We start from the raw sequence: 13,955 nt of genomic DNA, 5'->3' as shown, positions 1-13,955 counted from the left end.
AGCATTGATAAATCCTTAAGGTTTTAGGATTTATCACCTATATTTAAGAAAAATATTATGATGTTTTCATTTTCCTTGTGGAAAGACATAAATATAGCGATTCGCCAACAATTAAAACAGCACAATAATGAATGAAAATGTTGTTTATGATGCCATTGTGGTAGGAACTGGCATAACAGGAGGTTGGGCCGCAAAAGAGTTGTGCGAAAACGGATTAAAAACCTTGGTGCTCGAACGTGGACCCATGGTGAAACATGTGGAAGATTACAAAACCATGAACGATGACCCCTGGGACTATCCATTAAAAGGTGAATTATCTCGTTCCGAGAAGGAAAAATATCAAAAGCAGCTTCGAGTTGGTTGGGCGCCGCGGGAGGATGTCAAGCATTTTTTTGTGAATGATTTGGAACATCCCTATCAAGAAACCAAACGTTTTGATTGGATTCGGGGCTATCAAGTCGGTGGTCGTTCCCTTACTTGGGGCCGCCAAAGTTATCGCTGGAGTGATATTGATTTTGAAGCCAACAAAAAAGAAGGGGTCGCGGTGGACTGGCCCGTTCGATATAATGATATAGCTCCTTGGTACGACAAAGTGGAATCCTATATTGGTGTAAGTGGCGAAAAATTGGGTTTGAAACAATTACCTGATGGACAATTTTTACCTCCTATGGAATTAAATTGTGTTGAAAAGGAATTACAACAATCAATGGGCACCAATTTTGAGGATGGAAGACTTTTAACCATAGGCAGGGCTGCCCACATTACAGAAAACACAACTAATTTTGAGGGTCGTGGACCCTGTCAATATAGAAATAGATGCTGGAGAGGCTGTCCTTTTGGCGGCTATTTTAGCAGCAATTCCTCAACTTTACCCGCTGCGGAACGAACCGGCAATATGACACTACGTCCCAATTCTATTGTTTACGAGGTGGTTTATGACGATGCTCAAAAAAAGGCAACTGGGGTAAGGATCATTGATGCGGAAACCCAAGAGAAAATAGAATTTAAATCAAAAATTGTATTCCTATGTGCCTCGGCAATGGCATCTGTTGGAATCTTGTTGCAATCCAAATCAAAGACATTTCCAAACGGTCTTGGCAACAATTATGACGAAGTTGGCCGGAACATTATGGATCATCATTATCAATTGGGCGCTTCGGCAAAAGTAGACGGTCATCTGGACAAATATTATAAAGGAAGGAGGCCCAATGGTTTTTACATTCCACGTTTTGTAAATCTGGATGAAAAGACCAAGCGAACCGGTTTTTTGCGTGGTTTTGGTTATCAAGGAGGTGCAGGAAGATCCAATTGGTCGGAAATGGTAGCTGAATTGGGTTACGGAAAAGCCCTTAAAGAAGCAGTTTTAAAACCCGGAGGTTGGGAAATAGGGATGACCGGTTTTGGTGAAATGTTGCCTTATCATGATAATCGTGTTACCTTGAGCAAGGATAAAAAAGACCAATGGGGTCTTCCTCAATTGGATTTTGATGTTGAGTTCAAAGAAAATGAAAAGAACATGCGAGAAGCCATAAAAGAGGAAGCGGTTGCCATGTTAAAGGCGGCCGGTTTTAGGAATGCAAAAGCTTATGATAGGGAAACAGGTCCTGGCTTGGGCATTCATGAAATGGGTGGTGCTCGAATGGGCCATAATCCCAAAAATTCAGTTTTGAACAAACATAATCAGGTGCACGGAGTGCCCAATGTTTATGTGACCGATGGGAGCTTTATGACCTCTGCGAACTGTGTTAACCCGTCTTTGACCTATATGGCCTTTACTGTACGGGCTGCCATTCATGCTGCTGAACAATTTAAACAACATAAATTTTCTTAAATACCTACTATGGAAAACGCTTCTGCCCGAAATTTATGGGGTGATTTTTTAGACGCCCACTTGGAATTCGCTTCCGAAGATGCACCAAAAGTTATACACTTTTGTGACAATGAAAAGGATGCAAACAATTGTGTCAATTTGGTATGTAAAGATATTAAAAGGGCCACCTCACATTCTTTGTTAGGTATTCAGAGCCGCAAAGACCCTATGCCCAGAATCGGTGATTTTACGGTAGTGACAGACTGGTCCGGTAAGGCCAAATGTGTTATTCGTACCACCTCGGTAAAACTAGTGCCCTATTTTGCCGTTAACTCGGATCATGCCCGTTTGGAAGGTGAAGGCGATAAAAGTTTGGAACATTGGCAAAAAACCCATTGGGATTATTATACCCGTGAACTTTCAGAATTCGATAAAATACCGAGAGAAAGTATGATTGTGGTTTTTGAAGAATTTGAAAAAATTTTTCAAAGATAATGGCCGCACTTAGGCGTCCATTTATTCTCTTTTTTTTAAAATAGATTAATCCAAATCTATCCAAACATTTCCTTGTTTATGGGAGGCGACTGTACTTTCGATAAAGTTCATTCCTCGCACACCATCTTGCATGGTTGGAAACTCCCCATCATTATATGTTTCTCCGCGAATGGCCCTTGCCGCTCCCAGATAAATGTTGGCCATAGAGTCAAAAATACCTTCAGGGTGCCCGGCTGGTATTTTGGAAGCGTTTAATGAAAGTTCGGAATTATATGCATGTCCAGGTTTGTATACTTGCAATGGTTCCGAATCACTCATTTTATACAAGAAATTTGGTTTTTCCTGTTCCCATCTAAATGCTCCTTTCTCTCCATAAATAGCAATGGCCAGTCCATTTTCTTCACCTGTTGCTACCTGACTAGCCCTGACAACACCTTTTACGTGTTTATCCATTCGAACAAGGACAGTTCCGTCCACATCCATTAGATTGTCATCATAGAGGTAGTTAAAGTCACATAAAACGGATTTTATTTTCAATCCTGTTGTATACTCAATCAAATTGGATGCGTGTACCCCAATATCTCCTATACAGGAACTTATACCAGCTTTTTTTGGGTCTAACCTCCAGACGGTTGAGCGCTTTTCCTTATCGTGGATAACCTCATTTATCCAACCCTGATAGTATCTTGCATCCACTTTGTGGATTTTGCCTAAAGCACCAGCCTTGATCATCTCTCTCATTTGGCGCACCATAGGATACCCTGTATACGTATGGGTAAGTGCAAATACTTTTCCTGAATTTGCATGTACTTCCTGAAGGTCTTTGGCCTCCTCATAGTTCATGGTCATAGGTTTTTCACAGATGACATGAAACCCATTTTCCAGTAGCTTTTTAGCCATAGGAAAGTGCAAAAAATTGGGGGTCAGCACGGAACAAACTTCAATACGCTCATCTTCCGGAAGTTTTAGCTCTTCCTCCACCAAGGTGTCAAAATCTTTATAAATACGATTGGTAGGGATATCTATTTCTCTGGCAAATTCCAAACTTTGTTCATGGTCTGGATTGAACACTGCCCCAACTATTTCATAATTATCATTAATAAAAGAGGCAACTCTATGCAATACCCCAATGAGTGAATCTCCTCCTCCTCCTAATATTCCAAGTCTAATTTTCTTTGGCATTCTTTTTCTTTTTTAAGCTTCTTGCGTATTTGATTTTCGTTTTTTCATATAAATGTACAATCCAATGAAAGCGGCTATTAAAATCGCTGGTAAAATCGACATCGTGCGTAGTGCCTCAATGGGACTAGCATCATCCATCAACTTTCCCATAAAGGGTAACACCACGGACACTGACAGCATCCCTGCTCCACCCATTATTGAAAGTCCCAAGGCTCCTGTTTCGGGCAAATATTCAGCAACAAAGCCAAGCATCGTTGGCCAGAAAAAAGTGACTCCTACGGCAAAGACTGCTGCTGCGGCAAATGTCATCGTTCCACTTGTTATGGTCAACAACCATAAACCAATGAATGTGAATATTGCGGAAAACAATAACATTCCCGCTGGCTGAAGTTTATGTATTACTTTACCGGCAAAGGCTCGCCCTGTCGCCATAATTCCATTTATAAACACCAACACCAACAAGGGAACTGTGCCTGATTCTTTTAACAATGATTCGATGCGCTGTGTGGTTCCCAGTTCTGATGCCGCAGTTAGGAGCATGCAAAACACCATAAAAATAAACAGGGGTTTGCCCAGACTGGCAATCATCTTTTTATTGCTCACCCCCAATTGAACACGTTCAGTAACGGGAAATTTTTGTCCAAAAAACAGAAATGCGTAGATAATTAATGGAATAAATAATATTCCAACCATTATTTGCCATCCCAATCCCATAACATCCATTATGAGCCACCCTAAAACTCCGCCTATAGCTATACCTCCAGGAAACCAAACATGGAACCTGTTCAGCATTTTTGTTTTGTTTTCTGTGTACATCGAAGCAATCATGGGGTTAAGTGCAGCCTCAACCATTCCATTCCCAATACCAACGAAAAGCGTTGCCGTGAATAATGATGTTTGGTCTTTGGCCAAAATTGTCCAAGTAATCCCTATTGCATGCGTAATAAAAGCAATCCAAGTAATCTTTTTAATTCCCAGTGAATCGACCAACGGTCCACCAATGATCATGGCAAGAGTAAAGCCCCAAAAAGCAGGGGTAAACGCCCAGCCAATTTGCTCTAATGTCAATCCGACCCCTTCTGGGCCAAAAACGGTCTCCAATCTTGCTCTAATTGCAAAGGTCATTGCCGTAACCAGCAATGCCACGCAGGAGGCTATAAATAATCGATTCTTGTTTACGTTTTCCATGTGATTTTTAGTTTGGTTGTTTTAGGATGTGTATTCCACCTTCTCTTTTTTAAAGAATAAGGCGAACAAGAGAAATACAGCAAGGGCAAAAATTGCAGGTATGATCCAAACGCTTCCCCAATCGTGTGTGTTTTCCGAGATTAGGTGCATATCGGTAATCTTACCGGCAATCCAGAAGCCCATCAACATCCCTATGCCGTATGTGGCGAGGGTTATCAATCCTTGTGCAGCACTTTTATATTTTTCACCAGCTTTGGAATCGGTATATATTTGGCCCGATACAAAGAAAAAGTCGTAACAGATTCCGTGTAAGGCGATTCCCAGCAATAACATAAAGGCCATTTCACCAGCATTGCCATAGGCAAACAACAAGTAGCGTAACGTCCATGCCAGCATTCCTGCCAAAATGGTCTTTTTAAATCCAAATTTTTTGAAAAAGAAGGGGAGCAACAGCATAAAAAGTACTTCTGAAGCTTGTCCTATTGTCATTTTACCGGCTGGATTTGAAACTCCAATTTCACCCAAGAACTGACCTGCGTGCTGGTAATAAAATGCCAATGGAATACAGATTAAAACGGAGGCCAAAAAGAAAATAAGGAAGTTGCGGTCTTTTAAAAGTTTGAGTGCTTCCAGCCCCAAAATATCGGAAAGGGTAATCTTTTCTCCTTTGGATACCTGTGGTGGGGTCTTGGGCAAGGTAAAACTGAACAGCCCCAAAATTGCGGAGGCCACAGCTACCATTAAAAATGTATTTTTTAATAGCCCCTCTTGTACTCCAGCCTCGCTATCCCATCCTATAAAACTAATAGTTAGTCCTGCTATGATCCATCCAATGGTTCCAAACACTCTTACAAAAGAAAATTCCTTGGTAGGATCCTTCATTTGGTTAAAGGAAACCGAGTTCACCAAAGCCAATGTGGGCATATAAATAATCATATAACCCAATACGTAAGGGTAGAAAACACTGAAATCGGTGGCATTTGCCATTTGGTACATTAAAACAGCTCCTGCCAAATGTAAAACGGCCAAAATACGTTCTGCATTAAAAAAGCGGTCGGCTATCAAACCAATAATAAAAGGGGCGATAATAGCTCCCCACGATTGTGTGGAATAAGCCAACGCAATTTCTCCTCCACTGGCTTTAAGGGTGTTGGGCAAATAAATACCCAAGGTCACAAACCAACCTCCCCAAATAAAGAATTCTAAAAACATCATCAACGACAGCTGGAACTTTACTTTTGAATTCATGTAGAGGGGTTTTATCTTTTATAAAAAATATAATCTAGAGGTTCTGGTTCAACTCCATTGATTCTGTAGTCCATCAGAATTTGTCCTCTATGGTGGGTTGAATGGTTAACAATATGAAAAAGAATGTCTTTAAGTTCGTTTGCAAATACCCTTCCCTCACTGTTTTCGTAATCTATTCTTCTGTTAAAGTCATCGGCATTCGTGATGATCTCAAAAGTAGTTCTCTGGTTCTCATAATGAATGTCTCCCCAGTCACTAATGGCATGTTCTTGCCAAGCACTGAATTCATATGGTTTGCCAACAATTCTATTGTTCCAAATATGGTGGGCATTTAATACATGACCAAAAAGCTTTATGCACTTTTCTGGAACTTTTTCCATACTTGTACATTGCTCAATAAGCTTCTTGTTACAATAAAAATTGTAATCAAATAGTTGGTTAAATAATGCCTGCATCTGATATGAACTTAAAGAGCTAGCTTAAACTTATTTGCCAGCTTTGATCAACAAATCCCTAGTGGCCAAAATTCCTTCTTCCTCCCCAAGGTTACTACCTTCGTATTCTACACCGATATATCCTGTGTAACCAGCTTCTTTAACAATCTTAAGCATTTTGGTGTAATCTATTCCGGTTTCATTCCCCTCTGCATCAAAATCGTAAGATTTTGCGCTTACCGCTTTGGCATAGGGCATCAATTCTTTAACACCCTGGTACTTATCGTACTCCTCAAGGCATTTTGACTCATAGTAGGACCCATCTTCTCTTTTAATACAGAAGTTTCCAAAGTCCGGGAGCGTTCCACAGTTGTCCATTCCTACTTCCTTCATAATACCGGCAAGCATCGCTCCATTGGAAGAAAGTCCCCCATGGTTCTCCACAATAATATTGATGTTTTTATCTTTTGCGTAGGTAGCCAGCTGAGTCAATCCATCTACGGAGGCTTTGGTCCAGGCATCCGCTTCTTGTACTCCATTTAAATTCACCCGAATGGAATGGCATCCCATTGCCGCAGCTGCTTCTACCCATTTGTGATGGTTTTCTACTGCTTCCTTTCGCTCTTTATCATCTTCGGCAGCTAAATCACCTTGGCCGTCAATCATAATGAGCACATTTTCCATTCCGTGCTTTTTTGCCTCAGCGTTGCTTTTATCAACAAATGCCTTCATGGCTTCTGCGGAAAAATTATCTTTTTCCAATTCTTTATAATATAATCCACTTACATATTCAAGACCTGTAAATCCCCAAGCCTTTGCTTTTTCTGCAAAGGTGTATGGATCAACTCCGTCGTCCCATATCATTTTATGCATGGACCATTGAGCCAATGATAGTTTAAAGAATGGGCTCATACTTGCTTCTTCTGATATCTCTGCGGTTTCTTGTTCCGGTTCCTTTTTTGCTTGTTTGCAAGCATACCCTCCCAATGCGGTAATGGCCAGACCAACTTTTGCAGTATTGGCCACAAACTTTCTTCTTTTCATGATTCTTATTTCGTAAAGCTGATTATTAAAAGATTAGGATTTACTATAACGTTATAGTGTTAATTTCCCAATAAACGTGGGGTTTAAATGTAGAAAATTAATTTAATATTTAATACATTTAGAAAATAAACAATCAATAATAAATGAGCAAATTCTATTACAACGAAGAACAGGATTCTTACGATGCAATTGTCGTTGGAACAGGTATCAGCGGTGGATGGGCGGCCAAGGAGCTCTGTGAAAATGGACTCAAAACCTTGGTGTTAGAGCGAGGACCTATGGTTAAGCACCGAGATGACTACCCTACGGCAAATATGGATCCCTGGGACTTCCCGAACAATGGACAACCAACCCAAGATGATCTAAAAAAGCAAGAAAAACAAAGTCGAACAGGTTACACGACCAAGGCGGCATCTAAACATTGGTTCGTTAACGATTTGGAACATCCCTACAATGAAACCAAACGTTTTGATTGGATGCGTGGATACCATGTAGGAGGTCGTTCCATTATGTGGGGACGCCATAGTTACCGTTGGAGCGACATTGATTTTGAAGCTAACAAGAGAGATGGTATTGCCACAGATTGGCCAGTACGATATAAGGACATTTCCCCTTGGTACGACAAAGTAGAATCATATATTGGTGTTACAGGTGAGCTTTTAGACCTGCCACAGCTTCCAGATGGAAAGTTTGAGCCCATGATGGACCTGAACTGTGTGGAACAACATGTGCGTGATAAGGTTTCGGAACATTTTGATGGCCGAGTGATCACCGCTGGCCGTGTGGCACATATCAATAGCGACAAAAAATTTGAGGGTGATGGCAGGGTACGTTGCCAATATAGAAACCGTTGTATTAGAGGTTGTCCTTTTGGAGCTTATTTCAGCAGTGTTTCTTCTACATTACCAGCAGCTGAACGTACTGGGAACATGACTTTACGCCCTGATTCAATAGTGCACGAGGTTATTTACGACCCTGAAACCAAGAAAGCTTCTGGGGTTAAAGTAATTGACCGCGAAACTAAAGAAGAATATGAGTTCAAGGCCAAGGTAATTTTTCTATGTGCATCTTCAATTGCTTCAACTGCGATTTTAATGCAATCAAAATCGGACCGTTTTCCTGATGGTCTTGGTAATGATTCTGATCAGTTGGGAAGAAATATCATGGATCACCATTTAGGTGTTGGAGCATCTGGTAAATTTGATGGTTTTGAAGATAAATATTATAAGGGACGTAAACCTAACGGAATCTATCTTCCCCGTTTTAGAAATTTAGGTGGAAATACCAATACTGATAAATTTATTCGTGGTTACGGCTACCAAGGTGGTGCCGGAAGAGGAAATTGGGAAGATACCATTGCAGAAGTATCCCATGGTAAAGGACTCAAAGATGCTATTCTTAAACCAGGAGGATGGACCTTTGGAATGGGAGGGTTCGGTGAAGTATTGCCATATGAAGATAACCGCATGACTTTGGATTACGACAATCTGGATCAATGGGGACTTCCTACGGTTACCTTTGATGCTGAATTGAAGGAAAATGAATGGAGCATGCGTGAAGACATGAAGAACCAAGCCGTAGAAATGCTTGAAAAATCTGGATTGAGGGATGTGAAGCCTTTTGATAATCCAGGAGCACTTGGATTGGGAATCCACGAAATGGGTACCGCCAGAATGGGAAGGAGTCCTAAAACTTCCGTTCTTAATGGTTATAACCAGGTACATGCATGCAACAATGTGTATGTTACCGATGGCGCCTTTATGACATCGGCTTCCTGTGTCAACCCATCTTTAACGTACATGGCGTTTACCGCAAGGGCGGCCAATCATGCGGCCCAAGAACTTAAAAACGGAAATATATAATGGAAAGAAGAGTCGCACTTAAAAATATGGGAATGGTATTCGGTTATGCCGTTGCCACTCCGACCTTATTGAGCATTGCACAGAGTTGTAAAAACAAAAAGGTCCTCGATTGGGCCCCAAGTTTTTTTAGCAAGGAACAAGGTGGTGTTATTCACTCGCTGGTCGACATCCTTTTGCCAAAAACAGATACTCCTTCGGCATCTGAGCTTAATGTTCATATGTTCATTGATCAGTTTGCCCATGAGGTTCTACCTGAAGAACAGCAGGCGGTTATGAAGTTAACCATGGAAAAATTCACCAACAAGGTATTGGCCAGTTCTGGTAAAGAGCATTTGGCAGACCTTGATGATGAAGACCTTGAGCCGGTGTTTGCCTCTTATTTAAAAAAGAGGGCTCCTGAACAAGAAGAAGAACACGGTGAAATCATGGAAGCCTATATTGAGGCCATTGAAAATGGTGAAACTGCCGAACTTGATGATGAAGTAGCGTCTTACGCTTTTGCCAATAATGTTAGAGATTCCACTATTTGGGCATACAAATCGTCAGAGTATATTGGTGAAGAGGTGCTTGCTTATTTACCAATTCCAGGTGAATATATTGCTTGTGGTGATGTTAATGAATTGACACAGGGAAGAGCCTGGTCTTTATAGATTTCTTAAACATACATAGATTAGAAAAACCCTATTGCGAACAATAGGGTTTTTGTTTGGGTTAAACTCCGTAGCCGTTTAATTTGCAGGTATGTCCACCTTATTGATAAAAAGAAAACACCTCGGTTCTGCTCGATGTGGGGTGAGCTTTGCCAAGGTGCTTTATCAAATAAACACTATCACATACTGAAACAAGTCCAGTACAGGTTTATGATCCACACATTAAGCAATCATCATCCGCTTGGCCTTCTTTGGCCCGTGCGATCATCTCTTTCATTTCTTCAGGGGACATTGGTTGTATATCTACATCCACTTCTTGTTGTGCAACTGGCGTGGTTTCAACGTTAATTGCTTCGGCTGTTTTAGGAGTCGCCGCCAACACCTCGGCTTCGGCTGCCACACTAGTTGGAATTTCTTTTTTCTTTGTGTTGTCCAAAGTAAACTTAATGGCGTCAACTGCAGCCTTGGTCCTTAGATAATACATTCCTGTTTTAAGTCCACTTTTCCATGCATAGAAGTGCATTGAGGTCAGCTTGGAATAATTCGCATTTTCCATGAACAAGTTTAAAGACTGGCTTTGATCAATAAAGTATCCACGCTGTCTACTCATATCAATAATGTCTTTCATACTCAATTCCCAAACCGTTTTGTACAGATCTCTAATATCTTGCGGAATGGTTTCTATATGTTGAATAGATCCATTGGCACGCATCAATTCTTGCTTCATGTTTTCGTTCCAAAGACCTAAGTTTACCAAATCTTCCAATAGGTGTTTGTTTACTACAATAAACTCCCCTGAAAGTACTCTTCGGGTATAAATGTTAGAGGTGTATGGCTCAAAACATTCATTATTGCCAAGTATTTGAGAAGTAGATGCTGTTGGCATTGGTGCTACCAACAAGGAATTACGAACTCCATTTTTCTTTACGTCTTTTCTCAATTTGGCCCAATCCCATCGTCCAGAAAGTTCTTCATCTTTGATGCCCCAAAGATTGTGCTGGAACTCTCCTCCTTCAATTGGAGAACCTTTATAAGATGAGTATGGTCCATCTTCTTTTGCTTCCTCCATCGAAGCAGTCACCGCCGCAAAATATAGCGTTTCAAATATCTCTTGGTTCAGTTTTTTGGCTTCATCACTTGTAAAAGGTAAACGTAACATGATAAATGCATCCGCCAAGCCTTGCACACCTAGACCAATAGGTCTATGGCGCATATTGGAATTTTCAGCTTCTTTAACTGGGTAATAATTTCTATCGATTACCTTATTCAGGTTCTTGGTCACCCTTTTTGTAACCTTGAACAATTCTTTATGGTCAAACTCACCATTCTTAATGAACATTGGCAATGCAATAGAGGCTAAATTACATACGGCCACTTCATCTGGAGAGGTGTATTCTAAAATCTCCGTGCATAAGTTTGAAGAACGGATAGTTCCTAAGTTTTTCTGGTTGCTCTTACGGTTGGCAGCGTCTTTGTACAACATATAAGGTGTGCCGGTTTCAATTTGAGATTCCAGTATTTTTTCCCAAAGTTCACGTGCTCTTACCGTTTTACGACCTTTTCCTTCTGCCTCGTATTTTAGATATAATTCTTCAAACTCCTCACTGTGATGTGTAAAAAGTCCTGGGCATTCGTTAGGACACATTAAGGTCCATTCCTCATTTGCTTCTACCCTTTTCATGAAAAGATCGGAAATCCACATGGCATAGAATAAATCCCGTGCACGCATTTCTTCTTTTCCATGATTCTTTTTCAAATCGAGGAACTCATAGATATCTGCATGCCATGGTTCCATATAGATGGCGAAACTTCCTTTACGCTTTCCACCGCCTTGATCCACATATCTGGCCGTATCATTAAATACTTGAAGCATAGGGACAATTCCGTTAGAAGTACCGTTTGTGCCCGCTATATAGGATCCTGTGGCTCTTACATTGTGGATAGAAAGACCTATCCCTCCAGCGGATTGTGAAATTTTCGCTGTCTGCTTTAACGTATCGTAAATACCATCAATACTATCATCTTTCATTGCCAATAGAAAGCAAGAGGACATTTGTGGTTTAGGTGTACCTGAATTGAACAAGGTAGGTGTCGCATGGGTGAAGTATTTTTTCGACATCAACTCATAGGTCTCTATGGCTGAATCCAAATCGTTCAAATGGATACCAATGGAAACTCGCATCAACATATGTTGTGGACGTTCTGCAATGTTTCCGTTCAATTTTAATAGGTATGAGCGTTCCAACGTTTTAAAACCGAAATAATCGTAGCCAAAATCTCGGTTATAAATAATGGTAGAATCTAATTTTTCGGCATTCTCCTCTATCACTTTGTGGACCTCATCGGATAGAAGCGGTGCTTCTTTACCTGTTCTAGGGTTTACATACTCATACAAATCCTTCATGGTTTCTGAGAAGGATTTTTTTGTGTTTTTATGTAGGTTGGAAACTGAAATACGAGCCGCTAATTTTGCATAATCTGGATGCGTAGTGGTCATAGTAGCCGCAATTTCTGCTGCTAAATTATCCAATTCGGATGTGGTTACACCGTCATAAAGTCCTTCTATGACACGCATAGCAACTTTTAGTGGATCTACCAGTCCGTTAAGACCATAACACAATTTTCTTACTCTGGCCGTGATCTTGTCGAACATGATCAGCTCTTTTCTTCCATCTCTTTTTACTACATACATGTGGCTACTATTGTTTTAAATGATACGTTTGTTGGTTATACCAGCATACATTTTATGTGACGATGGAAAAATTCCAACGCACTTAGGTTAAGATCATGAAAACACTTAGGGGCAGTGCTTCCTTAAAGGTTGGTCAATTTAAAAATCAGCGTCGAAACTAATTTTTTGTGCGTCTTCATCTTTTTCTTTGTTAAGAACACCTGCCTTTTGATATTCAGACACACGTTTTTCAAAGAAATTTGTTTTACCCTGAAGTGAAATCATATCCATGAAATCAAATGGGTTTGTGGCATTGTATACTTTATCACATTCTAATTCTACCAGCAACCTATCCGTTACAAACTCCAAGTACTGTGTCATTAGTTTTGAGTTCATTCCAATAAGACTTGCTGGAAGTGACTCAGTGATAAATTCTCTTTCAATATTAAGAGCATCAGTCAAAATTGCGGTGATGCGCTCTTTTGGCACTTTATTGATTAAGTGCTTATTGTGTAAATGAACTGCATAATCACAGTGCATTCCCTCATCTCTAGAAATTAGCTCATTGGAAAATGTAAGTCCAGGCATAAGACCCCTTTTCTTTAACCAAAAGATTGAGCAGAAAGCACCGGAAAAGAATATTCCCTCAACAGCGGCAAAGGCAATCAATCTTTCGGCAAAACTTGGAGATTCAATCCAATTTAATGCCCAATCTGCTTTCTTTTTGATTGCTGGAAAGTTTTCAATGGCTTTGAAAAGAATGTTTTTCTCCTTCTCATCTTTCACGTAAGTATCAATAAGCAAAGAATAAGTTTCTGAATGGATATTCTCCATCATAATCTGAAATCCATAGAAAAACTTTGCTTCTGCATATTGCACTTCGCTTACAAAATTCTCTGCCAAATTCTCGTTCACAATACCATCAGATGCAGCAAAAAATGCTAGTATGTGCTTAATGAAATAACGCTCGTCGTCGTTTAATTTATTGTTCCAGTCAGTCAAATCTTCATGAAGATCTATCTCTTCTGCAGTCCAAAAACAAGCCTCACATTTTTTGTACCATTCCCAAAGATCATGATGTTTGATCGGGAATATTACAAATCTATCTTCATTTTCTTCTAATATGGGCTCGATGGCTGCTGACATAATTATTTGTTACAAAATTTATAATTTGGAAAGGAAATTTCCTTGTGAATAGGGCTAACAAAGATTCAAAAATGTAACCAGACTTTAAAGTTAGTTTTACTAAAACGAGTGTAAAGTTTTTAACACAACATGTTGAAATCTAGGCTGGCAACCCATGGTACTTGGGCTGGTAAAATTTAAATGAAATGAAAACTTTTTTAGGAAATATGTAAGCAACAAAAAAGA

Annotated in this window: 11 protein-coding genes; 4 read left to right on the top strand and 7 right to left on the bottom strand. The window is 40.1% G+C overall.

Annotated elements, in window-relative coordinates:
* Positions 1-127 precede the first annotated feature (127 nt).
* Together IAG46_RS12050 and IAG46_RS12045 are read left to right on the top strand one after the other, a co-directional pair.
* Positions 128-1,831 carry a GMC oxidoreductase gene (locus IAG46_RS12050; protein WP_190810597.1) on the top strand — a complete coding sequence of 568 codons (1,704 nt, stop codon included), beginning with the start codon at positions 128-130 and terminating at the stop codon, positions 1,829-1,831.
* A gap of 9 nt (positions 1,832-1,840) precedes the next feature.
* The gene (locus tag IAG46_RS12045; protein ID WP_190810596.1) at positions 1,841-2,305 is read left to right on the top strand and encodes an ASCH domain-containing protein; all 465 of its coding nucleotides are present in this window, start codon (positions 1,841-1,843) and stop codon (positions 2,303-2,305) included.
* Positions 2,306-2,350: 45 nt separating this feature from the next.
* Here IAG46_RS12045 and IAG46_RS12040 read toward each other — a convergent pair whose 3' ends face one another.
* The 5 genes from IAG46_RS12040 to IAG46_RS12020 form a co-directional block, all read right to left on the bottom strand.
* The gene (locus IAG46_RS12040; RefSeq protein ID WP_190810595.1) at positions 2,351-3,487 is read right to left on the bottom strand and encodes a Gfo/Idh/MocA family protein; all 1,137 of its coding nucleotides are present in this window, start codon (positions 3,485-3,487) and stop codon (positions 2,351-2,353) included.
* A gap of 12 nt (positions 3,488-3,499) precedes the next feature.
* Positions 3,500-4,675: a sugar MFS transporter gene (locus tag IAG46_RS12035; RefSeq protein ID WP_190810594.1), complete on the bottom strand. Its 1,176-nt coding sequence runs from the start codon at positions 4,673-4,675 to the stop codon at positions 3,500-3,502.
* 21 nt (positions 4,676-4,696) lie between these two features.
* Positions 4,697-5,923, bottom strand: a complete 1,227-nt coding sequence (locus tag IAG46_RS12030; RefSeq protein WP_190810593.1) for a nucleoside permease — start codon at positions 5,921-5,923, stop codon at positions 4,697-4,699.
* Positions 5,924-5,934: 11 nt separating this feature from the next.
* Positions 5,935-6,303, bottom strand: a complete 369-nt coding sequence (locus tag IAG46_RS12025; protein ID WP_223826668.1) for a DinB family protein — start codon at positions 6,301-6,303, stop codon at positions 5,935-5,937.
* A 105-nt stretch (positions 6,304-6,408) separates the two neighbouring features.
* Positions 6,409-7,401: a sugar phosphate isomerase/epimerase gene (locus tag IAG46_RS12020; protein WP_190810591.1), complete on the bottom strand. Its 993-nt coding sequence runs from the start codon at positions 7,399-7,401 to the stop codon at positions 6,409-6,411.
* Positions 7,402-7,544: 143 nt separating this feature from the next.
* Here IAG46_RS12020 and IAG46_RS12015 point away from each other — a divergent pair, with 143 nt between their 5' ends.
* Together IAG46_RS12015 and IAG46_RS12010 are read left to right on the top strand one after the other, a co-directional pair.
* The gene (locus tag IAG46_RS12015) at positions 7,545-9,263 is read left to right on the top strand and encodes a GMC oxidoreductase (RefSeq protein WP_190810590.1); all 1,719 of its coding nucleotides are present in this window, start codon (positions 7,545-7,547) and stop codon (positions 9,261-9,263) included.
* Entirely contained in the window at positions 9,263-9,913 is a 651-nt protein-coding gene (locus IAG46_RS12010; RefSeq protein ID WP_190810589.1) for a gluconate 2-dehydrogenase subunit 3 family protein, read from the top strand. The genes IAG46_RS12015 and IAG46_RS12010 overlap by 1 nt, the downstream gene beginning before the upstream one ends.
* 208 nt (positions 9,914-10,121) lie before the next feature.
* Here the strand turns inward: IAG46_RS12010 and IAG46_RS12005 are convergent, their stop codons facing one another.
* Together IAG46_RS12005 and IAG46_RS12000 are read right to left on the bottom strand one after the other, a co-directional pair.
* The gene (locus IAG46_RS12005; RefSeq protein ID WP_190810588.1) at positions 10,122-12,605 is read right to left on the bottom strand and encodes a ribonucleoside-diphosphate reductase subunit alpha; all 2,484 of its coding nucleotides are present in this window, start codon (positions 12,603-12,605) and stop codon (positions 10,122-10,124) included.
* A 138-nt stretch (positions 12,606-12,743) separates the two neighbouring features.
* Complete coding sequence (locus IAG46_RS12000; RefSeq protein WP_190810587.1) at positions 12,744-13,730, bottom strand: ribonucleotide-diphosphate reductase subunit beta; 987 nt, start codon at positions 13,728-13,730, stop codon at positions 12,744-12,746.
* Positions 13,731-13,955 lie beyond the last annotated feature (225 nt).

This window comes from Flagellimonas sp. S3867, from assembly GCF_014698935.1.
In the GTDB taxonomy this organism is placed as follows: domain Bacteria; phylum Bacteroidota; class Bacteroidia; order Flavobacteriales; family Flavobacteriaceae; genus Flagellimonas.
Note: the sequence above shows the minus strand (reverse complement) of the source record. Positions and strands in the feature narration are given on the sequence as shown.